The sequence below is a fragment of the Klebsiella sp. Shm-1 genome, assembly GCF_040804525.1.
GTDB classification, from domain to species: Bacteria; Pseudomonadota; Gammaproteobacteria; order Enterobacterales; family Enterobacteriaceae; genus Klebsiella; species Klebsiella pneumoniae.
In genome coordinates, this window is record NZ_CP161823.1 from 1,535,286 (window position 1) to 1,561,110 (window position 25,825).

Genomic DNA, 25,825 nt, shown 5'->3' on the forward strand with positions numbered 1-25,825 from the left:
CCTTAGCGGACGACGGCGTTGCCGATAGTCTCGTCGGCGCGCCAGATGCGATATTTCACATCGACATTGCTCGGCGTGTATACCACGATCGGCAGTTTGCTGTTGTAGCGCAGCATGGCGTCATCCCCGAGGCCGGCAGTGACAAATTTCTTCTCTTTTTTGCCGTCCGGGCAGGCCATCATGGTGGATACCGGGCCGCTCAGCTTCTCAAAGACATAGTAATCATAGCCCCAGCCTTCCAGGGTTTTACTTTCCAGTTCCCCGCCGAGACGATGATGGTTGCAGTCGACTTCCAGCGTCTGGCCGATCATCAGCTCAACCTTGAGCGCCGACTCATCCTGCTGCTGCGGCAGCTGAATAACCTGACGCTTCATGCCTTTTTCCGCTTTCGGGAACGGCGCGACTTTTTCCAGCGGCTGGTCTGCGGCCAATGCGCCAGCGGACATGCAGGCGGCGGTCAGCAGAGAAACGGCTAGCGTAGTGATTTTTTTCACGGTTGATCATCCTTTATTTTCGTTCCTGACAGAGATAGCCTATCATCACTCAGCTGAATGTTAAGATTTATTTACCAATTTTTGCAAAATGAATAGTGTTATCTACTGGTAAGACATCGGCCGCGCAGAGCGCAACAGAGGCGCTGGCGGGCCGCCAGCCCCCTGCCGGGAAAGCTATTCATTACGGCTATTTTTCGCTTCCTCAATAAACTCTTCATCGATTTCATCGGTATTGCCGGCATGTTCTCGTCCCGACAGCAGGTTCCAGCAGGCGATAAACAGGGCGGCGATCAGCGGCCCGATCACGAAGCCGTTGATACCGTAGATCTCCATGCCGCCCAGAGTGGCGATAAGGATCAGATAGTCCGGCATCCTGGTATCCTTGCCCACCAGCAGTGGACGCAGAATGTTATCCACCAGGCCAATCACAATCACAAAGAAGCCGACGATAAAGGCGCCCTGCCACAGCTGGCCGGTGGCGAAGAGGTAGATGGCCGCTGGCACCCAGATAATGGCCGAGCCCACCGCCGGGATAAGCGACAGAAACGCCATCAGCGCTCCCCAGAGAATGCTGCCGTCCAGACCGGCGATCCAGAAGGCAAAGCCACCCAGCGCCCCCTGCGCCAGCGCCACGGCGACGGTACCTTTTACCGTGGCGCGGGCCACAGCGGCGAATTTAGCGAACAAATGCTGCTTCACATAGCTTGATAACGGTAGAGACTCGAGGATCAACAGCACCAGATAAGGTCCATCCTTCAGCAGGAAAAACAGCAGATACAGCATGATGCCGAAGCTGACGGTGAAGCCAAAAGTCCCTTTGCCAATCAGAAACGCGCTGCCGGCCAGATACTGACCGCCTTTCAGAGCGGCATCAGAGAGCTGCTGCTGGATCTGCTGCGCGCTATCAAGGTTATGATCGGCGAGGAAGCTTCTGGCCCAGCCGGGAAGATGGGCGAACAGGCTGGCGACCACCGTCGGAAACTGGGTGTCGTTATGCTGCAGTTTGCTGTACACCAGGTTGAGCTCGTAGGCCAGCGAGGAGAGAATGATAGCCAGCGGCGTAAAAACGATAAGACAGATAATGACGATGGTCATCAGCGCCGCGAGGCCATTGCGCTCGCCGAGGCGGGTACGGATCTTGTTTTTGACCGGATTAAAAATCACCGCGAGGATCGCAGCCCAAAGGATGGCGGAATAATAGGGTGAGAGAACATCAAAAAAGGCCAGGGTTACAATGAAGACGATAAGGATGAAAAATCCTTTGGTAAGTCCATTAACTCTCATGTTATCCGCTCCTGCTTATGAGTCATACGGTCGAATAATAGATGCTACGACGTAATTTACCATCAGGATAGTCGTACATCTTCACGATACATTGAAGAAAGGGCACAAATTAAGCGAGCGGGCGGCAACAGGGGAAACAGGCATAAAAAAACCAGCCTTAAAAGGCTGGTTTCTGTGGAGTTTTTGGTCGGCACGAGAGGATTTGAACCTCCGACCCCCGACACCCCATGACGGTGCGCTACCAGGCTGCGCTACGTGCCGACGCGTGGGGAACAATATTACCCGTTCCCCAGGCGAATGCAAGCGGGTCACGCGCGATTGATTCATAATTAATCAATCAGTTAGCGATAAAGCGTTTTTCGTCAGTCAGGACCTGCAGCAACAGGCTGAGCTGCGGTTTCTGATCTTTAATTTTCTCGCCGTCGCGGCTCCAGGTGGTATAGGTGCCGTTATGGTTGAGGACCACGGTGATGGTCGGGGTGGTGATGGCCAGCGTATCGCCGTTGGCCGCGGTGACCCAGTTACGACGCCGCGCGGCGCTGAACAGATCTTCTCCCTGCGAGTACTCATTGGCCGGCGTCGAAACGTGAAGCAGGCGCTGCATCAGCGTAGTCATCACATCTTTGTTATCGGTCAGGGTGGCAATCTCCTGCGCCGGCGTGCCCGGCCAGTGAATAACCAGCGGCACCTGCAGCTGCTCGCGCGACCAGTCGAACGCGTCGTGTTTCGCATTCAGCGGCTTGCCGTGGCCGCCGGTAATAATTACCACCGTATTATCGAGTTTGCCGGCTTCGCGCAGCGCAGTCAGCACCCGATCGATCTGGGCATCAACGTCGCCTGCCGCCTTGCTGTAGCGGCGGACAAAGCCCTGCTGCTGCGTGTCGTCGAGAGTGGTGCCATTGAGCGAGATCCACGAGAACCAGCGATTCTCATCCTGCGCGTAACGGTCCAGCCAGCCGATCCACTGATTGGCCGTCTGCTCGTCGCTCTGGGTCTTCGCGCTCGGCAGCGAGAAATCGGAGAGCAGCGCCTGGCGATACAGCGGGCTGCTAAACCCATCGGAGGAGAAGAGGCCCAGCTGGTAGCCTTGCTGGTTGAGGGCAGTAATCAGCGCGGCGGGAATACGCGCCGAGAGGACACCGTCCATATAGCCAGGCGAAATACCGTAGAACAAGCCAAACAGGCCGCTGTCGGCGGTATTGCCCGAGCTCATATGCTGGGTAAAGTTAACGTTTTCTTTGGCAAATGCCGCCAGCGCCGGCATGGTCTTTTCAAACCGCGAGTAGTTCAGGTTGTCGACGGTGATCAGCAGCACGTTGTAGCCCGCGCCGAGGTCACGGTAGCGCAGGTTGCTAAGCGGATACTGGACCGATACCGCCTCCGGCGCCCCTTGCTCCACCAGACGACGCTGATAATCCTGGGCGTCGAGCAGGCCATGTTTCTCAAGGAAACGACGGGCGGTCATCGGATAGGAGAGCGGCAGATTCGCCCGCTGCATAGTGATCGGGCGATAGAAATTGGCGTCCGCCCAGATATAGACCAGGTGGCTGCTGACGAACGACAAAAAGAAGAACCAGGCGACCGGGCGGGCGTAATGGCGGCGGCGCGTCAGGCTGCGCAGCTTTTGCCAGCTCCAGGTGGCGAAGAGCATTTCAATCAAGAAGATGACCGGGACGCTGATAAACATCAGCTGCCAGTCGCGCGCCATCTCATTCTGGTCAGGGTTGATGACCAGCTCCCAGACGACCGGGTTTAAGTGCAGATGGAAGCGGGTAAAAACCTCGCTGTCTATCAGCAGCAGCGTCATCCCGGCGGTGGCAAGGATCACCGACAGGAAGCGCATCAGGCGCTGCGAGACCACGATAAAGGTCAACGGAAAGAGGATCAGCACATAGCTGGTAAACACCAGAAAGCTGAAATGCCCGACGAGACTGACGTACGAAAACAGTCGTCCGGCAAGCGTCGTCGGCCAGTCGGCGACAAAAAGGTAGCGGCTGCCGAGCACCATGGCCAACAACATGTTGAACAGGGCGAACCAGTGCCCCCAGCTAACCATCTGGGAGACTTTTTCTCGGTAGGGCTGACGTAGAGTCACCATATACTGTTGCTGTTATCCTTAATGCGCTGGATCGTCGTTAATCGAAGATTGCAAAGCCTGCGCGAAAGAACGGGCGATGGCCTGACGCTGCGCCGGCGCGACGCTACTGTTGATCAGGTTGGTCACCATATTGCCTAACACCATCAGTGAAAGGTCCACCGGGGCTTTGTGTGATTCCAGGACGTTCGTCAGCTCGCTGAGCAACTGTTCGACCTGTTGATCGCTATAGCGGGAAATTTGCGGCATAAACTCAAAATCTGTTTGTTCGTGAAAGGGCAACATATTACCGTAGCAGCAGCTTTTTTTCCGCATTTTTTCGCCGCGGCGCAAAAGCGCATCAATCGACGTTAACGACGTCGAAATGTGTGGCGCCAGTTGCGTCGGCCACCCGGCGGTGGTTGAATACCGCCCGGTCTAAAAGGAGAGTTTAACATGAGTCTGGATATCGACCAGATTGCCCTGCATCAGTTAATCAAACGTGATGAACAAAATCTGGAGCTGGTGCTGCGCGAGTCACTGCTGGAGCCGAACGCGACGGTCGTCGAGATGATGGCTGAACTGCACCGGGTCTATAGCGCCAAAAGCAAAGCCTATGGCTTGTTCAATGAAGAGAGCGAACTGGCCCAGGCGCTGCGCCTGCAGCGTCAGGGGGAAGAAGAGTTTCTGGCGTTTAGCCGCGCGGCGACCGGTCGCCTGCGCGATGAGCTGGCGAAATACCCGTTCGCCGAAGGAGGCATTGTCCTCTTCTGCCAGTATCGTTACCTTGCGGTCGAGTATCTGCTGGTGGCGGTACTCAATAACCTGAGCAGTATGCGCGTCAACGAAGAGCTGGATATCCGCTCGACCCATTATCTGGATATTAACCATGCCGATATCGTCGCGCGCATCGATCTCACCGAATGGGAAACCAACCCGGAGTCGACCCGCTATCTGACCTTCCTGAAAGGGCGGGTAGGGCGCAAAGTGGCCGATTTCTTTATGGATTTCCTCGGCGCCAGCGAAGGGCTTAACGCCAAAGCGCAGAACCGCGGCCTGCTGCAGGCGGTGGATGACTTCGCCGCCGATGCCCAGCTTGATAAATCCGAGCGACAGAACGTGCGCCAGCAGGTCTACGCCTACTGCAACGAACAGCTGCAGGCTGGGGAAGAGATTGAGCTGGAGTCGCTGTCCAAAGAGCTCGCCGGCGTCAGCGAAAAGAGCTTCCAGGAATTCACCGCTGAGCAGGGCTATGAGCTGGAAGAGAGCTTCCCGGCGGATCGCAGCACCTTACGTCAGCTGACCAAGTTTGCCGGCAGCGGCGGCGGATTGACCATTAACTTCGACGCCATGCTGCTGGGCGAACGCGTATTCTGGGATCCCGCCACTGATACCCTGACCATTAAGGGTACCCCGCCGAATCTGCGCGACCAGCTGCAGCGCCGGACGTCAGGCGGCAATTAAGCCCTGCGCCACGGCGGCGCTACCGCTGAACGGGGACGATCTCCACGCCGCTCTGCACCAACTGTTGGCGCAGCGCGGCGTCGGGTTCTCCATCGACAATCAGCGTACTGGCGAGGCTCAGCTCGCCGATGGCAAAGGCCGACGCGGCGTTGAGCTTTTCCCGGGAGGCCATTACCACGGTTTCTGCCGCCCTGGCCGTCAGCGCGCGCTTGATGCCTGCCTCTTCGTAATCACCGGTGGTGAAACCCGCCCGCGGGTGGACGCCGGTCACCCCCATAAAGAACAGATCGGCGTTGATCCGCGCCATTCCCGCCAGCGTCTCGGCGCCGACGGCGACAACCGAATGTTTAAATACTCTGCCGCCGAGCAGGATCACCTCGATTCGCGGGTGGTCCACCAGCGCCACGGCGATGCCCGGGCTGTGGGTGACCACCGTGCAGCTGAGGTCGGCGGGTAAAAAGCCGATCATCGCCGCGGTGGTGGTGCCGCCATCGACAATCACCACCTGTCCCGGCTGGATCAGGGCGGCGGCGGCGCGGGCGACCGCCTGCTTGGAGGCGATCTGCACGCTTTTGCGCGTTTCAATTGGCGCAATGGCGGCGGATACCGGCAATGCCCCGCCATGGACCCGCTGCAGTTTTCCCTCCGCTGCCAGCTCGCGCAGATCGCGGCGAATGGAGTCCTCGGAGACGTTAAACCGCTGGCTTAGCTCCCCGGACATCACCTGTTTTTCCTCGGTGAGGATCTGGAGGATCTGCTGTTTTCTCTGACTGGCGAGCATCGGTTTTCCTTCATCGAATGATCTTGTTTGTGCACGATTATGCATGTTATGGTGCCTGCTGTCACCTCAAAGGGGAAATAACATGCAAACACATGCACCGCACGTCCGCCACGTTCGCGAGACGCTGCTCTCGGATAACTGGTACACGTTGAAAAAATATACCTTCGAACTGCTGCGTCGGGACGGTCGCTGGCAGGAGCAGAGCCGCGAGGCTTATGACCGGGGCAACGGCGCAGTCATTTTACTCTACAACCGGGAAAAGCGGACGGTGGTCCTGACCCGTCAGTTCCGTTTTCCGGTATTTACTCATGGCCACGACGGATATCTCATTGAGGCGGCTGCCGGGCTGTTGGATAACGCCTCGCCGGAGGCGCGGATCGTTGCCGAAGCGGAAGAGGAGACCGGCTTTCGTGTGACCCGTGTCGAACCCGTCTTCACCGTCTTTATGAGCCCCGGCTCCGTCACCGAAAAACTCTACTTTTTTATCGCCGAATATCAGGCCGATGACCGTCGGGGTGACGGCGGCGGACTGGCGGCGGAAGGTGAGGACATTGAAGTACTGGAGTGGCCGCTGACGCGGGCGCTGCAGGCCATTCGCGATGGCGAGATCATGGATGCTAAAACCATTATCCTGCTGCAACACCTGGCGCTGAATGCCGACACGCTCCTCGCCGGCTGAGCGGCAAGGAGCGGGGAGTTAACGCAGCTCGCGGGCAATGGCGCTGTACATCAGCGCCGCTTCCAACGGCTGAGCGTTGAAGGAAGGTTCCGCCTGCGGCCAGGCCGACCACTGGACGATCACCAGGTGTTCCGCGCGGTTCACCATGATCACCTGGCCGTAGATCCCCAGCGCCCACAGCGACCCTTTAAGCCCTTCCTGCGGCGTCGGCTGGACGTTTTGCGCATTCGCCGGAATCGCGTTATTCCACCACTGATAGCCGTAAATACCCTCCGGATGCGCTGCCGAGACCGAGTTTAGCGCCTTGGTCCAGCTGGCGGCTTGATCGAACCAGCCAGTCGGCACCAGCTGTTTGCCATTGCTTAACCGACCGTCACGGGCGACGAATTCACCAAAGCGGCCCCAGTCTTCAAGGGTGGCGTTAAAGCCGTGGGCGCCGACGTCGTGCTTCCCTTGCTGATAAGCATGCCACACGCCGTCGTGGGCCATCCCGGCCGGCTGCCATAGAGCCTGTTCAAGCCAGGCGGCCAGCGACATGCCGGTGGCGCGCTCCAGGATATCCCCAAGCAGCCAGGCGCCGCCGGAAGAGTAGGACCACTGCTCGCCCGCCGGGTGTTGACGCGCCAGGCCGGTGACGATTTTACGCACGCAGGCATAGGCGCCCGGGTGCGCTTCACACTGGGTCAGGCGGGCGAAATGCGACTGCGGGTCGGTGTAGTCTTCATTCCATTCCACCCCGCTGGTGTGTTGAATCAACTGCTTCAGCGTTACGCCGTTCCAGGCGGTGCCTTTCAGTTCGGGTTCATAAACGGTAATCAGGTCATCAAGGGAGTGGATTTTACCCTGTTGAATGGCGATACCGACCAGCGTCGAGACCACCGATTTGCCTACCGAGCGCGAGGTCCACAGGGTGGTGTCGGTATTACCTTCGGCGAGATATTTCCAGGCGACTTTACCATCTTTCAGCACCAGCATACCGCTGACGTTCTCGCGCTTCAGGTAATCCTGCAAATTCCAGGTGTGGCCGTTGAGCGTATAGCGGGCATCGGTCAGTTGTTTTTCAGCGCGCTCCAGCGGCGTCGAGGCGCCGTGGCGGAAGACATCGCCGGCATAGTTGCGATAGTCATTGCGAAAGCCAATCACGCGTGAAGTCTGATCCCAGCTGAGCATGTCTTTGGCCGCGGGTAGCGTTTGATCGTAAGGCGTTGGGCAGACATCCAGCGTCAGGCTGCCGCAGTGTTGCGCCATTGCCGCCGCCGGCAGCGCCGCCAATATTAACGCCAGGGCCAGTGGTTTTCTTATCATTGTCATTTCCTCGTTTGCCATAGATTCGCTGCGCAGTATATAAATCGGCGCGCGCCGGCTAAAATCAGCACATGGGGGATTTTCCCCCTTAAGGGAGAAAAAGGATGAAAACCCTACAGTATTCATTCGCACAGATTGAAGCCTTCGCGACGATTGCTGAGACCGGCAGCCTGTCGCAGGCGGCCATTCGTTTAGCTAAAGACCGGACCACGCTGCGCGATCTGCTGGACTATCTAGAAGATGCGCTGGGCTACCGGCTGTTCAGCCGTGAAGGACGTAGCCTGACGCTAACTGCCGAGGGCGAGCAGCTGTTTCGCCAGGCGCATCTGCTGTTGCGTCAGGCGCAGGCTTTCGAGTCTTTTGCGCAAACGCTGCCGCAAACCGCCGGGCAGGCGCTGCGTCTGGTGTACGATCCCTTCGTGCCGCGTGAATTTCTCTGTGCGCTGGCCGATAACCTGGCCCGACGGCAGATCCGCCTGAGCTGCTGGAGCGCCTCGCGTCGCGAAGCCGAGCAGGCGCTGAGCGATGGCGTGGCGGAGATGGCGATTTGTCAGGCTAACAACCGCACGCTGGGGAGCGAAATGGAGTGGCGGGCGCTCGGCACCGTGGATCTGCGTTTCTACGCGGCGGACAGCCTGTTCCGCGACGCTCCGCGGCCGCTGACGCTATTGAATCTTTCGTTGACGCCGCAGTTAGTGATGCACCGGCGCAGTGACGATCAAATCGCCCGCCGGCTGCAGATTTCCGGCCATACGCTGTATATGAATGAAATTACCCTGTTGCGCCATGCGCTGGAGCAGGGGAGGGGCTGGGGGTTTTTACCGGACCATTTGCGGCCAGGCGAGTGGCAGGGAGTCAGTGAAATCGCGACGGAGGTCGGCAGTCAGGGGCTGAACGTCACCATGGTGATGCTCTGGCTGCCCGGAATGAATAAGCATCGGATGCTTAGCGACATCGTGCACGAGGCGCCGGAGCTTTGGCAGCGCAGATAACAAAACGCCCCGGAGCCTGAGACCCCGGGGCGCTTGCCATACAACTTGCTATCGACGATTACGCGCGAACGAAGTCGATGTGAGTCAGTTTCGGCTTGAACGCGTGGCGCTGAACAGCCTGAACTTTGACTTTTTCTTCTTTGCCATCAACAACGACGGTCAGAACTTCGCTGTAAAACTCAGCTTTGTCCTGCATGTTCCATACTTTGTCGTGGTCCAGTTCGATAGCAACCGGAGCAGCTTCGCCACCGTAGATGATTGCCGGGAACTTGTTAGCTGCGCGCAGGCGGCGGCTCGCACCCTTACCCTGCTCTTTACGTACTTCTGCGTTGATAGTAAACATTGATGTCTCTCTATATATAAAGCCTGCTACAGGCGACCCAGCAACAGGCGGATTATCTGCTTTGCGAATGCAAAAGCGGGCGGCATTATAGCCGCCAAACGACACCCGGGCAATCAAAACCTCAGCTTTCCGGTAATTAACGCAGCTCGTTGGCGCGACGAAAACGCCCCTGATAATCGAACACTTTTTCCCGCACCTGCCAGTACTGCCCCTTCATGCGGGCGACGACAAAGTCCGGATGGCGCAGCAGCGCCTGCTGGGTCACGATATCCGCCGGCGTTATCCAGCGCAGCGGCACCCCGGGGGTGCGGGTATGCGGGCGAATAAACAGTTGTTCGAAGGCGGTGCGCTGGGCGGGGGTCTGCAGACGGAAGCGCTCACTGACATCCGCCCCGTCTTCATCGTAGTAGGTGATTTTCAGCCACGGGCCCTTCTCGTCGCCGCCGTGCTGCAGGGCCATGCCGCTGCAGCGCAGCACCAGCGCGTCCTTCAGCTTCAGCGCCGCCTTCAGCATATCGTCCGGGTCAACCAGTATAGTGTCGCACTCCCGGCAGCGGCGGGCGGCGATGTCGTTTTCCGCATTACACTGCGGGCAGTTTTTAAAGCGAAAGCGGAAGTCGCACTGTTCGCGGTGGCCGTCGTCATCTTCGAACCACCCCTGGCAGCGGCGGCCAAAGTGTTCAATCAAGGTGCCGTCGGCGGTGGTTTTGCCCCAGAAGGTATTGGCGAAGCCGCAGGCCGGGCAGAAGACCTGCACCGGCACGTTGTCGCTTTTGCCCTTCGGCGTCCCCACTTCCGGGGCATACAGGTCATGCGGATTGCCGGCGTAGTCTAGGATCAGACAGTCGGTTTTCCCCGGCGCCAGGCGCAGACCGCGGCCAACGATCTGTTGGTAAAGACTCACCGACTCGGTGGGGCGGAGGATGGCGATCAGGTCGACGTGCGGGGCGTCAAAGCCGGTGGTCAGCACCGCGACGTTCACCAGATAGCGATACGCCTGCGCTTTAAAGGCCTCGATGATGCGATCCCGCTCCGGCCCAGGCGTTTCGCCGGTGATCAGCGCCGCCTGGCCTACCGGCAGCAGGCCGGTCACTTCCCGGGCGTGTTCCACGGTGGCGGCAAAGATCATCACCCCTTTGCGGTTTTCGGCGAACTCCACGATCTGGCTGACAATATGCGGCGTGATACGCTGTTGTTTTTTCAGCTCATGGTTAAGATCGGCTTCGCTGAACAGGCCGTTGCTTTGCGCCTGCAGGCGACTGAAATCGTACTGCACCACCGGCATATCGAGGCGCTCCGGCGGCGTCAGATAGCCGTGTTTAATCATATAGCGCAGCGGTAGCTCATAGATGCAGTCGCGGAACAGGGCCTTTTCATCGCCGCGCACCATCCCATGATAATGGAACTGATAGATCCAGCCCTTGCCAAGGCGGAACGGCGTGGCCGTCAGGCCGAGCAGCCGGATCTGCGGATTGACCTGCCGCAGGTGACCGATGATCTGCTGATACTGGCTGTCGTCATCATCGCTGATGCGGTGGCATTCATCGACGATGAGTAGCGAAAATTCGCTGCGAAACTGGTCGAGATTGCGCGCCACCGACTGCACGCTGCCGAACACCACTTTGCCGTGGCTCTCTTTTCGCTGCAGACCGGCGGCGAAGATATCCGCCTCGAGTCCAAGGGCGCAGTATTTGGCATGGTTCTGCGCCACCAGCTCTTTGACATGGGCCAGCACCAGCACGCGGCCGCGCGCCAGCCTGGCAAGCTCGGCGATCACCAGACTTTTGCCCGCGCCGGTGGGCAGGACAATCGCCGCCGGCTCGGTATGGCGACGGAACCAGGCGAGGGTGGCATCGACGGCTTCTTGTTGGTAAGGACGTAATGTAAAAGTCATGAATTCACGGGGCTAATTAACTGGCGAATAGTATGCCATGAATCTTTTCCCTTGAGTGGTGTTAAGAGCCCGTTATACTAGCCGGTGAAATTCTTCTTTTTCGGGCGATTTGCCCGCTCCAGCACTATGACAGGCTAAAAAAATCTCATGCGACTTGATAAGTTTATCGCTCAGCAGCTGGGCGTCAGCCGGGCTATTGCCGGGCGTGAAATTCGCGGCAGCCGCGTTACCGTGGACGGCGACATTGTGAAAGATGCCTCTTTTAAGCTCCAGCCGGAGCACGAGGTGGAGTATGACGGAAATACGCTGACCCAGCAGAATGGCCCGCGTTACTTTATGCTCAACAAGCCGCAAGGGTACGTCTGTTCCACCGACGATCCCGATCATCCGACTATCCTTTATTTCCTCGACGAGCCGGTGGCGCATAAGCTGCACGCCGCCGGACGGCTGGATATCGACACCACCGGGCTGGTGCTGATGACCGATGACGGCCAGTGGTCGCATCGCATTACCTCGCCGCGCCACCACTGTGAAAAAACCTATCTGGTGGCGCTGGAAAGCCCGCTGGCGGAAGGGACCGCGGAGCTGTTCGCCAAAGGCGTCCAGCTGCATAACGAAAAAGATCTCACCAAACCGGCGTTGCTGGAAGTTATCACTCCGACCGAAGTGCGCCTCACCATCAGCGAAGGCCGCTACCATCAGGTGAAACGCATGTTCGCCGCCGTGGGCAACCACGTGGTTGGCCTGCATCGGGAACGCATCGGCGACATCCTGCTGGATGAATCGCTGGCGCCGGGTGAATATCGTCCGCTGACGGAAGCGGAAATCGCCAGCGTGGGCGCCCCGCAGCCACGGAGTAAAACGTGACGCTGAAGCAGAATTCTTCACTGGGGATTGTGTTTATCCTTGGCCTGCTGGCCATGCTGATGCCGCTGTCTATTGATATGTATCTTCCGGCCCTGCCGGTGATCGCCGCCCAGTATAACGTCCCGGACGGCAGCGCGCAGATGACGCTCAGCACCTATATCCTCGGCTTTGCGCTGGGTCAGCTGCTGTACGGCCCGATGGCGGACAGCCTTGGCCGCAAGCCGGTGATCCTCGGCGGAACGCTGGTCTTCGCGGCGGCGGCGGTAGCCTGCGCCCTGTCGCAAACCGTCGATATGCTGATTGTCATGCGTTTCTTCCACGGTCTGGCAGCCGCGGCGGCCAGCGTGGTGATTAACGCCCTGATGCGCGACATCTATCCGAAAGATGAGTTTTCGCGCATGATGTCGTTTGTCATGCTGGTCACGACCATTGCGCCGCTGGTGGCGCCGATGGTCGGCGGGGCGGTGTTGGTCTGGTTCAGCTGGCATGCCATCTTTTGGATCCTCGCCCTGGTGGCCCTGCTGGCCTCGCTGATGATCGGCCTGTTTATCCGCGAAACGCTGCCGGCTGAAAGGCGTCAGCCGTTCCATCTGCGCACCACGCTGGGTAACTTTGCCACGCTGTTCCGCCACAAGCGGGTACTGAGCTATATGCTGGCGAGCGGCTTTAGCTTCGCGGGCATGTTCTCTTTCCTTAGCGCCGGTCCCTTTGTCTACATCAATATAAACCACGTCGCGCCTCAGCACTTTGGCTACTATTTTGCGCTGAACATCGTTTTTCTGTTTCTGATGACCATGTTCAACAGCCGGTTTGTGCGGCGGGTAGGGGCGTTGCGTATGTTCCGCGCCGGGCTGTGGATCCAGTTTGCCATGGCGGTGTGGATGGTGGTCTGCGCGCTGCTGGATGTCGGCTTCTGGTCACTGGTGATCGGCGTAGCGGCCTTTGTCGGCTGCGTATCCATGGTGTCGTCTAACGCCATGGCGGTGATCCTCGATGAGTTTCCGCATATGGCGGGCACTGCTTCGTCGCTGGCGGGGACTTTCCGTTTCGGTATCGGGGCGATTATCGGCGCGCTGCTGTCGATGGCGACGTTTACCACCGCCTGGCCGATGCTGATCTCTATTGCCTTCTGCGCAACCTGCTCTATTTTCTTCTCGCTTTACGCATCCCGGCGGCGAAAAATCGCACGCTAGGTCACATTTTCAGGGGCGAAATCGCCCCTTTCTTGATGCATGTCAACCGCAATGGGCTTCAGGGTTCTGCGATTTGTTTCTTTTATGTAAAATCAATTAGTGTAAAAAGTCGCATTGTTGCGATAAAAAAGTTGTTTTGGATCACAGAAACGGGTACATATAGCGCCAATTGGCTCGCCAGGTATAAAAAATAAAGCGCTGGATTATAAGCGCTTAACCCTGGTCCGCCGCCGCTGTAAACGTTTTCTGCCTCAAGGCAGGACTATTTGTCAACAGTGTGTTAATATTGATGTAAATTTATTGTGAAGCCTTTTGCTTCCGGGGAAACCAAGTGAATACACAACAACTCTCTATCGTACACCGTCTGCCGCAGAGCTATCGCTGGCTGGCCGGTTTTGCGGGTTCCAGAGTTGAACCGATTCCGCAAAACGGCGCGCAGAACGAGAACAGTCTCGTTGCCCTGAAATTGCTGAGCCCGGACGGTGAGAAAGCCTGGCCGGTGATGCATAAGCTCAGCCAGGCGTTAAGCGACATCGAAGTCGACTGTTCCGTGCTGGAGTGCGAAGGCGAACCCTGCCTGTTCGTTAACCTGCAGGATGAGTTTGCCGCCACCTGTCGTCTGAAAAACTTTGGCGTGGCCATCGCCGAGCCCTTCTCCGGCAATAATCCTTTCTGACCGTCAGCTTAGCGCCAGCAGCTGGCGGGTATACTCATGCCGGGGTGCGCTGAAGACGGACTTGCACTCGCCCTGTTCGACCACCTCTCCCTGACGCAGCACCATCACCTGGTGACACAGCGCCCGCACCACGCCTAAATCATGGCTGATAAAAATATAGGCCAGCTGATGCTTTCGCTGTAAGGCTTTCAGCAGGTTCAGGATCTGCGCCTGAACGGTTTTGTCCAGCGATGAGGTCGGTTCATCGAGGACGATCAGCTGCGGTTTGACGATCAACGCTCTGGCGATGGCGATACGCTGTCGCTGGCCACCGGAGAACGCCGCCGGATAGCGCTGGCGGCTGGCCGGGTCGAGGCCGACCTCCTGCATGGCAAGGATCACCGCCTGTTCGCGTTCGGCCGCCGTCAGCGTCGGCTGGTGGACGCGCAAGCCTTCCTCAATGATCTGCTGCGCCGTGAGGCGCGGATTGAGCGACGAGTTCGGATCCTGAAAAACCACCTGCATCTGTCGGCGCAGCGGTAGCAGCTGTCGGCGGTTACGCCCCTGAATCGGCTGGCCGGCGAAGGTTATCTTGCCCCCGGACGGGATCAGGCGCAGCAGGGCCAGGCCGGTGGTGCTTTTACCGGAACCCGATTCCCCCACCAGGCCCAGCGTCTCGCCGGCGCGCAGCTGAAAGCTGAGGCTGTTGACCACCCGATGATGATCGACCACCCGACGCAGGATCCCTTTGCGAACGGGAAACGCCACCTTTAAATCGTCCGCCTGCAGCAGCACCGGGGCATCGGCGGCCAGCGGCACCGGCTCCCCGTCCGGCTCGCTATCCAGCAGGCGTTGGGTGTAGGGATGCGCTGGCGCGCTGAACAGCGCCCGACAGTCATTGTGTTCCACGCAGCGGCCGTTCTGCATAACCGCCACCCGGTCAGCCAGCTGGCGGACGATGCTCAGGTTATGAGTGATAAACAGCAGCCCCATGTTCAGCTCCTGCTTCAGCTCGCGCAGCAGTTGCAGAATTTGCGCCTGCACCGATACGTCCAGGGCGGTAGTCGGCTCGTCGGCGATCAGCAGCTCCGGGCGAGTCAGCAGCGCCATGGCGATCATCACCCGCTGGCGCTCGCCACCGGAGAGCTGATGCGGATAGTCCGCCAGCCGCCGCGGCGCCTGACGGATCCCGACGCGCTCCAGGCAGTCGAGGATCTCCCCGCGCGCCGCCTGTTTGCGCATTCCCCGGTGTAACGACAGCACCTCGTAGAGCTGTTTTTCCAGGGTGTGCAGAGGATTGAGCGATACCATCGGTTCCTGAAAGATCATCGCGATCCGGTTGCCGCGCACGCCGCGCAGGGTCGCCTCATCCGCATGCAGCAGCGACTGGCCATGAAAACGGATGTCACCGCTGGGGTAGCTGGCCGGCGGGGTAGGGAGCAGCCGCAGCACCGACAGGGCGGAGATGCTCTTACCTGAGCCGGATTCGCCCACCAGGGCCAGCGTTTCGCCGACCGCCACCTCGAGCGACAGATTATGCACCACGGTCTGCGTCTCGCCCTGCTGGCGAAAGGCAATAGAGAGATTGTCGATAGCTAATAGCGGGTGGGTCATATTACACCGCCTTACTCGGGTCAAAGGCGTCGCGAACCGCTTCACCGATAAAAATCAGTAGCGTCAGCAGCACGGCGACGGAGAGAAATGCGGCAATGCCCAGCCAGGGCGCCTGCAGGTTGTTTTTGCCCTGCAGCAGCAGCTCGCCGAGGGAGGGCGAGCCGAGCGGCAGGCCGAAGCCGAGAAAATCCAGCGACGTCAGGGTGGTAATGGAGCTGCACAGGATAAAGGGCAGGAAGGTGAGGGTCGCCACCATCGCGTTGGGCAACATATGCCGCAGGATGATCTGCCGGTCGCTAACCCCTAACGCCTGCGCCGCCCGAACATAGTCGTAGTTGCGAGTGCGGAGAAATTCCGCGCGCACCACGCCCACCAGCGTCATCCAGCCAAAGAGAACGGTGATTGCCAACAGCCACCAGAAGCCCGGCTGCACGACGCTGGAGAGCAGGATGATCAGGAACAGCGTTGGCATGCCGGACCAGACTTCGATAAAGCGCTGCCCCCACAGGTCGATTTTACCGCCGTAGTAACCCTGTATCGCTCCGGCCAGCACCCCCAGCACGCTGGAGAACAGCGTCAGCAGCAGACCGAAGAGCACCGAGATGCGTGTCCCATAGAGGATCCGCGCCAGCACATCGCCGCCGTTGGCGTCGGTGCCGAGCCAGTTGCTGGCCGAGGGCGGCGATGGAAAGGGAACCGTGCTGGCAAAATTAATTGTCGTCGCGCCGAAGCGCACTGGCGGCCATAGCGCCCAGCCGTGAGTCGCCAGCTGCTGCTGCAGCCAGGGATCCTGATAGTCGGCGGCGGTGGCGAACGCGCCGCCGAAGGTTTGCTCGGTGTAGTTTTTTAACACCGGGACGTACAGCTGGCCCCGGTACTGCACCAGCAGCGGGCGGTCGTTGGCCAGCAGCTCGGCGCCCAGGCTGCAAAGGAAGAGAATTAAAAACAGCCACAGCGACCAGTAGCCGCGACGGTTGTGGCGAAAGCGCGCCCAGCGGGCCTGATTAACGGGACTGAAGAAAGACATTAGCGGCCCTCAAAATCAATGCGCGGGTCGACCAGCGTATAGCTGATATCGCTGACGATATTCAGCAGCAGGCCAATCAGAGTGAAAATATAGAGCGTGCCAAACATCACCGGATAGTCGCGGGAGACCGTCGCTTCATAGCCCAGCAGACCCAGGCCGTTTAGCGAGAACATCACTTCGATCAGCAACGAGCCGGTAAAGAACATACTGATAAAGGTGGCCGGGAAGCCGGCGATTACCAGCAGCATGGCGTTACGGAACACGTGTCCCCAGAGGATCTGTTTCTCACCAACGCCTTTGGCGCGGGCGGTGACCACATACTGTTTGCGGATCTCGTCGAGGAAGCTGTTTTTGGTCAGCATAGTCAGCGCGGCAAAGCCGCCAATTACCGTCGCCAGCACCGGCAGGGTGATGTGCCACAGGTAGTCGAGGATCTTCTGATACCAGGGGAGGGTGTCGAAATTTGGCGAGACCAGACCGCGCAGCGGGAAGAGGTCGAAATAGCTGCCGCCGGCAAAAATCACGATCAGCAGGATGGCGAACAGAAAGGCAGGGATCGCATAGCCAATGATAATCAGTGTACTGCTCCAGATATCAAAGCGGCTGCCGTTGCTGACCGCTTTGCGGATGCCCAGCGGAATGGAGACCAGATAGATAATCAGCGTGCTCCACAGCCCGAGGCTCACCGAGACCGGCAGGCTGTCTTTAATCAGCTGCAGCACGGAGGCGCTGCGAAACAGGCTGTCGCCGAAATCAAAGCGCAGATAATCGCCCAGCATCTTCAGATAGCGTTCGTGCAGCGGTTTATCGAAGCCGTAGCGGTGGGTGATCTCGGCGATGACTTCCGGGTCGAGGCCGCGCCCGCCGCGATAGTGACCCTCGCTGATATTGCCTGCGCCGGTGCGGGCATGGCTGGCGCCCATCCCGCCGTCGCCAGCCCCCGGCATCCCGCCGCGCTGATTAAACTCGATGGCGGCGATGGCCTGATCGACCGGGCCGCCAGGCGCGATCTGGACAATAAAAAAGTTAATGGTGATGATGGCCCACAGGGTGGGGATGACTAACAGCAAACGGCGGATCAGGTAGCTGCCCATGGGATGTCCTTAGCGTCTGTCCGCGGGGAGGGTGGCCGCTTTGTTCACGTCGTACCACCAGGTATCGAGGCCGGACGAATAGATGGGGCGGGTCGCGGGGAAAGAGAACTTATTCCACCACGCGGTGCGGTCCTGCGCCATATACCACATCGGCAACATGTAGTTATTCCAGGTCAGCACACGATCCAGCGCCCGACCGAGAGGGATCAGTTTCTGCTTATTGCCCTGCCACTGCAGGATCTGCGCAATCAGCTTATCCACTACCGGGCTTTGCACCCCCGGCGCGTTGTAGCTGGAGTGAATATAGTCGGACGCCCAGGAGATTTGCAGGTCGGTCCCCGGCCAGGGCATGGCGCGCCACAGGCTTGGCATCATGTCGTAATCCCGGCTGCGGCGGCGGTTGCTGTACTGCGAATTATCAACCTGACGAATATCCATGACGATCCCCAGACGCTGTAGGTTGTGCTGAAACGGCAGCACCCAGCGGTCATTGCCCCCGGCCGGCAGCAGTAGCTCAAAGCGCAGCGGCTTACCGGTGGCGGCGTTGACCCGGCGCTGGTTCTTCACCGTCCAGCCCGCCGCATTGAGCAGGGCGTCGGCTTTGAGTAAGTTGGCGCGATCGAAGCCATCGCCGCGGGAGACCGGCGGCTGGTAAACCTGGCTGAAGAGCTCCGAGGGCAGTTCGTTTTTCATCGGCGTCAGCAGGGCCAGCTCGGCTGCGTCGGGCAGGCTGCGGGCGGCATATTCGGTGTTCTGGAAATAGCTGTTGGCGCGCTGATAGGCGCTGTAAAACAGCGCCTTGTTCATCCATTCGAAATCGAACGCCAGGGTAATGGCCTGCCGCACCCGGCGATCGGCAAAAATCGGGCGCTGAATATTGAACGCCAGCCACTGGGTATCCTGCGCCGAGGTATTGGTATGCTCATCTTTAATGATGTAGCCGCGGCTGAAGTTGCGACCGACGTAGCGGGTAGCCCAGTTTTTGGCGACGGTCTCTTCCCGGCGATCGACGGCTCCCGCTTTAAAGGCTTCGAAAGCGACATTGTCGTCGAGATAATAGTCATAGCGCAGCGTATCGAAATTCCAGCGACCGCGGTTGACCGGCAGGTCGGCCGCCCAGTAGTCGGCGACCCGGGAATAGGTAATATATTGCCCCATTCGCCAGGCGCTGATGCGGTATGGCCCGCTGGCCAGCGGCGGCTTCGACAGCGGGTCGCTGAGTTTGTGCTGGCGCCAGAACGCCTCGGGCATCACCGGCAGGCTCAGCAGACTCAGCATGTTCTCTTTGCCGGGCTGGCCGAGGTCAATACGCACGGTCAACGGCGCGATGGCCTTCACGGTGGTGCCTTTATAAAACAGGCGAAACTGCGGCACCCCTTCGGTCATAAACTTGTTGAAGGTAAACGCCACATCGCGGGCGGTGATCGGCGTGCCGTCATGGAAGCGGGCGCGCGGGTTGAGCGCGATCTCCATCCAGGAATAGTCCTCGGCATAGCGCGCCCGCTCGGCAATCAGCGGGTAGTAGCTGCCGGGCTCATCATCCGAGGTGGTGAACAGGGTATCGTAGAGCGCCTCCGTGCGTACCGCGGGGTTGCCGCGCAGCGCATAACGGTTGAAGTTATCAAAGGTGCCGATCGCCGCCAGGGTGAGGGTGCCGCCTTTCGGCGCCCTGGGATTGACGTAATCAAAATGACTGAAACCGGCGGCGTATTTCGGTTCGCCGATAATCGCGAAGGCTACGCTTTCCTGAATGGTTTGCGCCTTAGCGTCCAGGCTAAACAGAGCCAGCAGAATCAGAAAGAGGCGCGCATACATAGGCGGCAGAATACCCTGTCATGGCCGGCCCCCATGGCCGACATCCGTTCCCGCATCATAAGTGAGACTTAGCGCGTTGTGAAATAGTTCGCGGGTTCATCGTGCGCAGCCACCAGCCCGGCCAGCGACAGCGGTCGGCTGATCCAGTACCCCTGCAGGAAATGAACGCCCTGGCCGCGAAGCCACTCCGCCTGTTCCTGGGTCTCCACCCCTTCGGCGACGGTCATTAATTTCAGCCGGCGGCTGAGGGTCAGTACCGCATCCAGCACCGGCGAGGTTACTGTTTCAGTACCAATCGCCTGCACAAAACCGCGATCGATCTTCAGATAATCGAAGTTATACCGTTCGAGATAGATCAGCGCGCTATGCCCGGTGCCGAAATCATCAATCGCGATTTCGAATCCCTGGCGGTGGAGCCAGGCGAAGTTAGCCATCGATTTTTCTTTATCAATCATCGCCCGCTCGGTTACCTCCAGCACCACGTGAAAGTGGTCGGCGGGCAGCGCGGCGGCGAAGCGCAGCATATCGTCACGGAAGCTGTCGGCCTGCAGATGGGCAGGGGAAATATTCAACCCCAGCTTCACGCCGCGCGGCAGAATACGCTTCAACACCGCAGCGTCGCTGGCGATCAGCGCGAGCAGGTGATGGGTTAGCGGCACGATCATCTGCTGGGTTTCGGCCAGGTTAATAAAAACGTCGGGCGGAATTTCACCAACCACCGGATGGCGCCAGCGCATTAGGACCTCCACGCCGCTGATACGTAGAGTCTGTGCATTAACCACCGGCTGATAAACGATGTAGAACTGGTTATTTTTGATCCCCAACAGAATAGATTTTCGCGGATCCGATTTGATCGTCAGCACGTAATAGCAGAGCAGCCCCGCCAGCAGGCCGCAGACGACCCCGAGCAGCAGAGCAAACTGCGTATTTTCCGCCAGCCAGCTGTTGGCATACAGGTAGACCTTCAGCGGTAAGCCCTCGATCTGTGCCTGGCGGATCGGCACGTTATGCAGCGTTTGCGGATCCACCAGCCGATTACTGAAGGTGGAGATAGCGGTGTGATCGATGGCCAGCGCAATGCCGCTGAAATCGTTTTGCCGTGCGGAATAGAGGATATACGGTGTGAGATTAGCGTTAATCGACACGAAAATGCCGCTGTTTTGATCGCCGGGTTTACCTACCCACAGCGCCAGCGCCGCGCTCTTCGGCATCATCGGCGTGCCTGGTAAAATCGCCATAGCAACGGGTTTGCTGATATCGATGGCCGGGATCAGCTGGCTGAGGGGCGTATTCATGGCTCCCGTAGCCGATGAGCAAAAGGCGATGCCGTTTTTGACCAGCAGGAAAGCGCGGACGTTGGGGCTGAACGCGGCGTGGGAGGTAAGCCCGGAGTCAATATTCTCGCAGGGCTGGTCCACCAGCGGCTGCAGGCCGTCAATGGTCTGGCGCAGGTCGTGAAAATAGCTTTTCAGATAGGTATTAACATTGTTGATAATGGCGTCGAAACGCTCGGCCCGGTTATGGTAGATCACCATAAACTGAATGCTCCCGGCCAACAGCGCGACGATGATCCCCACGCTCAGGCTGGTTAACCAGGTTTTACGCTGGGGCGAAAAGTAGCGAGTAAGCATAGCCAGATTCTTTCCGTATTATTGAAGCGCATCAACGGAGTGTCGGTCGTCGTTTTTCTCATTCCCACTTAAAAGACATAGCTTATTTTGCGACGTTGAGAACCAGGTGGCAAAAAAAAACACTGCCTGGGGCAGTGTTTTTTATCCCGCAGCCAGCCAAGGGATAACCGGCGGCGGTGGAGGACAGTTTACGAGCGGCTCAGGACTCGACGCGCTTCATTGTAGCGCTTTTTCCAGTATGGCTCATCCATGCTGGAGATAGTCACCCCGCTGCTGGTGGAGGCGTGAACAAACTGGTTGTTGCCGAGGTAGATCCCGACATGGCGGCCGGTAGAGCCGGCGCGAAACAGAACCAGATCGCCTGTACGCAGTTGGGCACGGGAAATCGATTTTCCGGTTTCCTGCTGTTCAGAGGTTGAACGCGGCAGTTCCAGACCAAATTGTTCGCGGAAGGTGCGCTGCACAAACGCTGAGCAGTCGATACCCTTGCGGGTGCTGCCGCCGAGGCGGTAACGCACGCCTTTCCAGCTGGCATACTGATCCATTAAACGGGACTTTACGTCCAGGTTACGGACCATCGTTTCAAATTCATCCTGAGAGGCTTGCAGTGATGATAAATCGCCACTACCCACAGCATGCGTCTCAGAATGCATATTCCTGGCGGTACTTGTTGAACTACACGCGGAAAGCAGAACCGCTACTGCAATCGCGGGGGCTACCCGCAAGATATATCTCAAAATCGGCTGAGATTTGACCATGCTGTTTATTTTCCCTTGTTGTCCTTAACGACAATGTCGTTATAAAAAATGCCAAACGTGTTAGAGCCTAAATACCCATCCGCAATGAGACAATTCCTTAAGCTTAAATTTGTGCAGTCACGCACAATTTTATTCATGCCCTGAATTAATGCTGCGGAAAAGGCAAAACGAGAACGAGATTACCCTATCAAACGCCGCATGGCGAGCGGTTTTGCGCGATTTCTTATAAGTATTTTGGTGACAAAAAGTGAATCATCGGGAAAGGCCAAAATTACGGCAATATCGGGCAAAAAACAGACAATTCCTTCATTTGTCACGGGATTAATGTGACAAGAAGATGAACGTCATGTTGAAAAAAAGGGAAAATGTAAAAAGGGACCCAAAAGGTCCCCTTATAGTTAATGACTCTTGCGGCTGCCGGAGACATTATTTGGCCGATATTCTGCTGGGTAAGTAGCGATCGAAAAAGGCGATCAATTTATCGCTCAGCGGGGTCATCAATACCCAGGGCGCGCCGATCAGCACGGCGGTCAGGGAGCCGACGGCAATATCGCTAAACCAGTGGGCGCCAATCATTACCCGCGGGAAAGCAAAGACCACAAAGATAATCAGCGCGACGCCCAGCGCGCGACGGCCAAAATAGCGCCACATAAAGCTGGCGAAGATCAGCAGCATCATCCCATGATCGCCAGGGAAGCTGTCCTTCGACGCATCCTTAGTGGGGAAGTTAACGACGTCGCTGACGCGGGTAATATCGCTAAAAAACAGCGACGGGCTGGCGCGCTGTACCGGCATCAGGTGTTGTGCGAGCTGGTTGATGATCACCGCCGCCAGCAGCATCACCAGGCCCATGATGGCGATCTGACGACGGCCTGCAGTCGGCGCCTTTAGCCAATAGCTCAGCATCAGGCAGCCCATCGCCAGCAGCGAACAGGCGTCGAAGGCGCGATTGTTGATGATCGCCAGCAGCCAGGCATAAGCATGGCTGACGCTGACGCCATGGTTAAAGAAATGGAAGATCGCGGAGTCGACCGGCAACCACGCGCCATGGTTGGCTGGCAGATACCAGGAGCAAAATAGCGCTACACCCGCGATGTTAAGCAGCAGGATTAAAGGAATTCGGTTTTTCATCATAGCCATTGCGATTTTGTGACAGTCGGCGGCAACCTTAGCCGCCTTAACTTAAACGAAGCCTCAACAACGAGGTCTGGAGTGCGTTCCAGTCGGCTTCATTCGCGGAAATAAGCTCGATCCGACTATCGGGCGGAGCGACGCTGAGGGTCTCGATATGGAGATCCTCCCCCTGACGGTTGATTCGTACCGCCCCCTCGGCAATGCGCATCACGCCTTTAACGCGCCCCACTGGCGCCAGCCTGGCCCATTCGAGCAGGCCGATGGTGTCAAAAACCGTCTCCGCGTCGAAGATCCAGCCGCAGCCCTGATAGCCCTGGCCATTGTTGAGATGTCGGCGCCAGCGCTGGTGTTCCGCCAGGCTGAGCGCGGCGAGGCCGGAAGTGGGGGGATGGCGGTGGGCGTGCTCCGCGCTCGCCGGCAGCGGGGCGGTGTTCCGTCGTGGCTCATCGAGCAGGGTCAGATCGATATTGCCCTGGATTGCCGACACCTTGCGACGCTCGCCGCCCCAGCGCTGCCACCAGTCGGCCAGCGCCCGGGCGCTTTCGGGGGTTTCCCGATCACTTTTATTCGCCACAATGATGTCCGCCGCGGCCAGCTGATCGCGGAAGTTGTCGTTGCTGACGGCTCTTTCATCCAGCAGCTGGCGGGGATCGAGGATGCACAGCGTGGCGCGCAGATCGATCCAGGGCTCATACACCGCCGCGGTGAGGATATCGAGGATCTGCTTTGGGTGGCCCAAACCGGTGGGTTCGATCAGCAGGCGATCGGGTTTGCCCTGGCGCAGCAGGGTGTTCAGCCCAACCTGCATCGGCAGGCCATTGACGCAGCACATGCAGCCGCCGGGGATCTCTTTGAGCAGGGCGCCGCTGTCGGCCAGCAGCGCGCCGTCTATCCCGACTTCGCCAAACTCGTTAACCAGTACGGCCCATTTTTCATCCGCAGGCTTCTGCGCCAGCAGATGAAGAATCGAGGTCGTCTTACCGCTGCCGAGAAAGCCGGTGATCAAATTGGTTCTGGTCACTCTTTTCTCCAGGATAAATGTAATGTTGTAACAGTTACGCCTATCCTGACGAAAAAAGGGGGAAAAGAGAAGTCCTGAGGCGGACAGAAGAGAATTCTGTCCGCATAAGCGCAAATATTGTTAAGAATTCAGCGCGCGGGCGACGGCCTCGCGGGCGCCGTGCGTCGCCAGCTGTTGCCAGGCGGCGCGGATCCCGGCGACAAACTGGGCGTTGTGCGGCAGGTCGCGGCCAAATATTTCCTCCAGCCCCAGCAGGGCGTCGACGCGCTGCTGCTCATCGCTCTGCGCCACCCGCTGCCGGATCTTGTCGACCAGCGGATCGCGCACGTCGATCGTCTGACCGGCGTCGTCCGTGCCGCTGACGTAGCGCATCCAGCCGGCCACGCCGAGAGCCAGCAGCGGCCAACGGCTGTCGCGCGCCAGATGTACGCGGATGCCATCGAGCATGCGCTGGGGCAGCTTCTGGCTACCGTCCATGGCGATTTGCCAGGTGCGGTGTTTGAGCGCCGGATTGCTGAAGCGGGCGATGAGACTGTCGGCATAGGCCAGCAGATCAACGCCGGTAATGGTCAGCGTCGGAGCCTGTTCGTCAAGCATCAGCTGGCGGGCGGCGCGGCGGAAGACCTCATCCCGCATGCAGTCGCTAATGTGCGCATGCCCTGCCAGATAGCCAAGCCAGGCGAGGAAAGAGTGGCTGCCGTTGAGCATCCGCAGCTTCATTTGCTCCCAGGGCAACACGTCATCGGTCATCTGCACGCCCGCCGTCTCCCAGGCGGGTCGCCCGGCGACAAAGTGATCTTCGACCACCCACTGAATGAAGGGTTCGCAACTGATGGCGCAGGGATCGTCGACCCCCAGCACGGTGGCGATTTCCGCCAGTGACTCCGGTGTGGCCGCAGGAACAATACGATCCACCATGGTGCCCGGGAAGCTGACGTTGTCGGCGATCCAGTCCGCCAGCGCCGGGCTGCGTTTTTCCGCCATGCCGAGGACGGCATTTTTTACCACGTGACCGTTGTCGGGGATATTATCGCAGGAGAGCACGGTAAAGGGCGGAAGGCCTCGTTCCCGGCGGCGGGCCAGCGCTTCAACTAAAATACCGGGAGCTGACTGCGGCAGCGTCGGATTCTCCAGATCGTGAATAATGCGCGGATGCGTCGGATCCAGTTTCCCGGTCGCCGGATCGATGCAGTAGCCTTTTTCCGTAATGGTCAGCGAGACAATCGCTACCTGCGGCTCGCAAAATTTTTCGATAATCGCCGCCAGCGAATCGAGCCTGGCGTTCAGACATTCGTGCACCGCGCCGATCACAATGGGCTGGTTGCCGTCGGCGCCTTTTTCCAGCACGGTAAACAGATGGTCCTGTTCGCGAAGCTGGCTCATCAGCGTGTCGCCGCTGAACAGACTGATTTCACAGATCCCCCAGTCGCCGCCGACGTTATTCAGCACGCGATCGGTGAGCAGCGCCTGGTGCGCGCGGTGAAACGCGCCAAAGCCGAAATGGACAATACGCGAGCGGAGCTGGCTGCGATCGTATTGAGGGTATTGCACGTTCTTCGGTAGCGTAGCGGTTGCAATTGTTGTCATTCTTCCCACACCTGTTTAACTGCTTATTAACAATGCCAGTCTAAAGTTATATGACAGGAAGTTAAATTGGTAAGCCGAAATTATCCGCTGACTGTGAGCTGGATCAATCAATAGGCCAG

23 protein-coding genes and 1 tRNA gene are annotated in these 25,825 nt (G+C 58.5%); 6 read left to right on the forward strand and 18 right to left on the reverse strand.

Translation table 11 applies throughout. The features are described from left to right. Positions 1-2: 2 nt before the first annotated feature. The 5 genes from eco to AB1E37_RS07505 form a co-directional block, all read right to left on the reverse strand. Positions 3-494: a serine protease inhibitor ecotin gene (eco, locus tag AB1E37_RS07485; RefSeq protein ID WP_004175048.1), complete on the reverse strand. Its 492-nt coding sequence runs from the start codon at positions 492-494 to the stop codon at positions 3-5. A 174-nt stretch (positions 495-668) separates the two neighbouring features. Continuing rightward, the gene (locus AB1E37_RS07490; protein ID WP_002912992.1) at positions 669-1,778 is read right to left on the reverse strand and encodes an AI-2E family transporter; all 1,110 of its coding nucleotides are present in this window, start codon (positions 1,776-1,778) and stop codon (positions 669-671) included. A gap of 184 nt (positions 1,779-1,962) precedes the next feature. Continuing rightward, positions 1,963-2,039, reverse strand: a tRNA-Pro gene (locus AB1E37_RS07495). Positions 2,040-2,115: 76 nt separating this feature from the next. Beyond that, positions 2,116-3,876 (reverse strand): LPS biosynthesis-modulating metalloenzyme YejM, encoded by a 1,761-nt coding sequence (gene yejM / locus AB1E37_RS07500; RefSeq protein WP_002912990.1) that lies wholly within the window; start codon positions 3,874-3,876, stop codon positions 2,116-2,118. A gap of 18 nt (positions 3,877-3,894) precedes the next feature. After that, positions 3,895-4,122, reverse strand: coding sequence for a YejL family protein (locus tag AB1E37_RS07505; RefSeq protein ID WP_004195346.1), 228 nt, complete (start codon positions 4,120-4,122; stop codon positions 3,895-3,897). Between the two features lie 186 nt (positions 4,123-4,308). On the opposite strand from AB1E37_RS07505, the gene yejK reads away from it, so the two are divergent. Beyond that, positions 4,309-5,316 (forward strand): nucleoid-associated protein YejK, encoded by a 1,008-nt coding sequence (gene yejK / locus AB1E37_RS07510; RefSeq protein ID WP_004144267.1) that lies wholly within the window; start codon positions 4,309-4,311, stop codon positions 5,314-5,316. Positions 5,317-5,335: 19 nt separating this feature from the next. Here yejK and AB1E37_RS07515 read toward each other — a convergent pair whose 3' ends face one another. Next, the gene (locus tag AB1E37_RS07515) at positions 5,336-6,097 is read right to left on the reverse strand and encodes a DeoR/GlpR family DNA-binding transcription regulator (protein WP_002912986.1); all 762 of its coding nucleotides are present in this window, start codon (positions 6,095-6,097) and stop codon (positions 5,336-5,338) included. A gap of 82 nt (positions 6,098-6,179) precedes the next feature. On the opposite strand from AB1E37_RS07515, the gene AB1E37_RS07520 reads away from it, so the two are divergent. Continuing rightward, a complete protein-coding gene (locus AB1E37_RS07520) occupies positions 6,180-6,776 on the forward strand; it encodes an NUDIX domain-containing protein (RefSeq protein WP_004144265.1) in 597 nt (198 codons plus the stop codon). 18 nt (positions 6,777-6,794) lie between these two features. Here the strand turns inward: AB1E37_RS07520 and AB1E37_RS07525 are convergent, their stop codons facing one another. Continuing rightward, a complete protein-coding gene (locus AB1E37_RS07525) occupies positions 6,795-8,081 on the reverse strand; it encodes a serine hydrolase (protein WP_032447755.1) in 1,287 nt (428 codons plus the stop codon). Positions 8,082-8,185: 104 nt separating this feature from the next. On the opposite strand from AB1E37_RS07525, the gene AB1E37_RS07530 reads away from it, so the two are divergent. Then, positions 8,186-9,073 carry a LysR family transcriptional regulator gene (locus AB1E37_RS07530; RefSeq protein ID WP_032432364.1) on the forward strand — a complete coding sequence of 296 codons (888 nt, stop codon included), beginning with the start codon at positions 8,186-8,188 and terminating at the stop codon, positions 9,071-9,073. A gap of 58 nt (positions 9,074-9,131) precedes the next feature. On the opposite strand, the gene rplY is transcribed toward AB1E37_RS07530, so the two are convergent. Both rplY and AB1E37_RS07540 read right to left on the reverse strand, forming a co-directional pair. Continuing rightward, positions 9,132-9,416 carry a 50S ribosomal protein L25 gene (gene rplY, locus AB1E37_RS07535; RefSeq protein ID WP_002912979.1) on the reverse strand — a complete coding sequence of 95 codons (285 nt, stop codon included), beginning with the start codon at positions 9,414-9,416 and terminating at the stop codon, positions 9,132-9,134. A gap of 136 nt (positions 9,417-9,552) precedes the next feature. After that, on the reverse strand, positions 9,553-11,310 hold the full coding sequence (locus AB1E37_RS07540; RefSeq protein WP_004144263.1) for a DEAD/DEAH box helicase: 1,758 nt from the start codon (positions 11,308-11,310) through the stop codon (positions 9,553-9,555). Between the two features lie 147 nt (positions 11,311-11,457). Here AB1E37_RS07540 and rsuA point away from each other — a divergent pair, with 147 nt between their 5' ends. From rsuA to AB1E37_RS07555, 3 genes are all read left to right on the forward strand, one after another. Further along, positions 11,458-12,177 (forward strand): 16S rRNA pseudouridine(516) synthase RsuA, encoded by a 720-nt coding sequence (gene rsuA, locus AB1E37_RS07545; protein ID WP_002912977.1) that lies wholly within the window; start codon positions 11,458-11,460, stop codon positions 12,175-12,177. Then, a complete protein-coding gene (locus AB1E37_RS07550; protein ID WP_002912975.1) occupies positions 12,174-13,370 on the forward strand; it encodes a Bcr/CflA family multidrug efflux MFS transporter in 1,197 nt (398 codons plus the stop codon). The genes rsuA and AB1E37_RS07550 overlap by 4 nt, the downstream gene beginning before the upstream one ends. A gap of 331 nt (positions 13,371-13,701) precedes the next feature. Then, on the forward strand, positions 13,702-14,046 hold the full coding sequence (locus AB1E37_RS07555; protein WP_002912974.1) for a YejG family protein: 345 nt from the start codon (positions 13,702-13,704) through the stop codon (positions 14,044-14,046). A 3-nt stretch (positions 14,047-14,049) separates the two neighbouring features. Here AB1E37_RS07555 and yejF read toward each other — a convergent pair whose 3' ends face one another. The 9 genes from yejF to AB1E37_RS07600 all read right to left on the reverse strand — a co-directional run bounded on the left by yejF (position 14,050) and on the right by AB1E37_RS07600 (position 25,706). Beyond that, positions 14,050-15,639: a microcin C ABC transporter ATP-binding protein YejF gene (gene yejF, locus AB1E37_RS07560; protein WP_004151118.1), complete on the reverse strand. Its 1,590-nt coding sequence runs from the start codon at positions 15,637-15,639 to the stop codon at positions 14,050-14,052. Position 15,640: 1 nt separating this feature from the next. Beyond that, entirely contained in the window at positions 15,641-16,666 is a 1,026-nt protein-coding gene (locus tag AB1E37_RS07565) for a microcin C ABC transporter permease (RefSeq protein ID WP_002912972.1), read from the reverse strand. Beyond that, positions 16,666-17,760, reverse strand: coding sequence for a microcin C ABC transporter permease YejB (locus tag AB1E37_RS07570; protein WP_004200501.1), 1,095 nt, complete (start codon positions 17,758-17,760; stop codon positions 16,666-16,668). Before AB1E37_RS07570 ends, AB1E37_RS07565 begins: the two co-directional genes overlap by 1 nt. Positions 17,761-17,769: 9 nt before the next feature. Beyond that, entirely contained in the window at positions 17,770-19,575 is a 1,806-nt protein-coding gene (locus AB1E37_RS07575; protein ID WP_016946897.1) for an extracellular solute-binding protein, read from the reverse strand. 68 nt (positions 19,576-19,643) lie between these two features. Beyond that, the gene (locus AB1E37_RS07580) at positions 19,644-21,206 is read right to left on the reverse strand and encodes a cyclic di-GMP phosphodiesterase (protein WP_004180649.1); all 1,563 of its coding nucleotides are present in this window, start codon (positions 21,204-21,206) and stop codon (positions 19,644-19,646) included. Between the two features lie 188 nt (positions 21,207-21,394). Then, positions 21,395-21,964, reverse strand: coding sequence for a bifunctional murein DD-endopeptidase/murein LD-carboxypeptidase (gene mepS / locus AB1E37_RS07585; protein WP_002912967.1), 570 nt, complete (start codon positions 21,962-21,964; stop codon positions 21,395-21,397). 426 nt (positions 21,965-22,390) lie between these two features. Then, a complete protein-coding gene (locus AB1E37_RS07590) occupies positions 22,391-23,104 on the reverse strand; it encodes a phosphatase PAP2 family protein (protein WP_002912965.1) in 714 nt (237 codons plus the stop codon). Between the two features lie 37 nt (positions 23,105-23,141). Further along, positions 23,142-24,119, reverse strand: coding sequence for a GTP-binding protein (locus tag AB1E37_RS07595; protein ID WP_015958743.1), 978 nt, complete (start codon positions 24,117-24,119; stop codon positions 23,142-23,144). Positions 24,120-24,239: 120 nt separating this feature from the next. Then, entirely contained in the window at positions 24,240-25,706 is a 1,467-nt protein-coding gene (locus tag AB1E37_RS07600) for a mannitol dehydrogenase family protein (protein WP_015958742.1), read from the reverse strand. Between the last annotated feature and the right edge of the window lie 119 nt (positions 25,707-25,825).

What these genes read in the sequence shown, in the direction of transcription:
- AB1E37_RS07490 (WP_002912992.1), bottom strand. Translation starts at nt 1,778, where the DNA reads ATGAGAGTTAATGGACTTACCAAAGGATTTTTCATCCTTATCGTCTTC.
- yejM (WP_002912990.1), bottom strand. Translation starts at nt 3,876, where the DNA reads ATGGTGACTCTACGTCAGCCCTACCGAGAAAAAGTCTCCCAGATGGTT.
- AB1E37_RS07505 (WP_004195346.1), bottom strand. Translation starts at nt 4,122, where the DNA reads ATGCCGCAAATTTCCCGCTATAGCGATCAACAGGTCGAACAGTTGCTC.
- yejK (WP_004144267.1), top strand. Translation starts at nt 4,309, where the DNA reads ATGAGTCTGGATATCGACCAGATTGCCCTGCATCAGTTAATCAAACGT.
- AB1E37_RS07515 (WP_002912986.1), bottom strand. Translation starts at nt 6,097, where the DNA reads ATGCTCGCCAGTCAGAGAAAACAGCAGATCCTCCAGATCCTCACCGAG.
- AB1E37_RS07520 (WP_004144265.1), top strand. Translation starts at nt 6,180, where the DNA reads ATGCAAACACATGCACCGCACGTCCGCCACGTTCGCGAGACGCTGCTC.
- AB1E37_RS07525 (WP_032447755.1), bottom strand. Translation starts at nt 8,081, where the DNA reads ATGATAAGAAAACCACTGGCCCTGGCGTTAATATTGGCGGCGCTGCCG.
- AB1E37_RS07530 (WP_032432364.1), top strand. Translation starts at nt 8,186, where the DNA reads ATGAAAACCCTACAGTATTCATTCGCACAGATTGAAGCCTTCGCGACG.
- rplY (WP_002912979.1), bottom strand. Translation starts at nt 9,416, where the DNA reads ATGTTTACTATCAACGCAGAAGTACGTAAAGAGCAGGGTAAGGGTGCG.
- AB1E37_RS07540 (WP_004144263.1), bottom strand. Translation starts at nt 11,310, where the DNA reads ATGACTTTTACATTACGTCCTTACCAACAAGAAGCCGTCGATGCCACC.
- rsuA (WP_002912977.1), top strand. Translation starts at nt 11,458, where the DNA reads ATGCGACTTGATAAGTTTATCGCTCAGCAGCTGGGCGTCAGCCGGGCT.
- yejF (WP_004151118.1), bottom strand. Translation starts at nt 15,639, where the DNA reads ATGACCCACCCGCTATTAGCTATCGACAATCTCTCTATTGCCTTTCGC.
- AB1E37_RS07565 (WP_002912972.1), bottom strand. Translation starts at nt 16,666, where the DNA reads ATGTCTTTCTTCAGTCCCGTTAATCAGGCCCGCTGGGCGCGCTTTCGC.
- AB1E37_RS07570 (WP_004200501.1), bottom strand. Translation starts at nt 17,760, where the DNA reads ATGGGCAGCTACCTGATCCGCCGTTTGCTGTTAGTCATCCCCACCCTG.
- AB1E37_RS07575 (WP_016946897.1), bottom strand. Translation starts at nt 19,575, where the DNA reads ATGTATGCGCGCCTCTTTCTGATTCTGCTGGCTCTGTTTAGCCTGGAC.
- AB1E37_RS07580 (WP_004180649.1), bottom strand. Translation starts at nt 21,206, where the DNA reads ATGCTTACTCGCTACTTTTCGCCCCAGCGTAAAACCTGGTTAACCAGC.
- mepS (WP_002912967.1), bottom strand. Translation starts at nt 21,964, where the DNA reads ATGGTCAAATCTCAGCCGATTTTGAGATATATCTTGCGGGTAGCCCCC.
- AB1E37_RS07590 (WP_002912965.1), bottom strand. Translation starts at nt 23,104, where the DNA reads ATGGCTATGATGAAAAACCGAATTCCTTTAATCCTGCTGCTTAACATC.
- AB1E37_RS07600 (WP_015958742.1), bottom strand. Translation starts at nt 25,706, where the DNA reads ATGACAACAATTGCAACCGCTACGCTACCGAAGAACGTGCAATACCCT.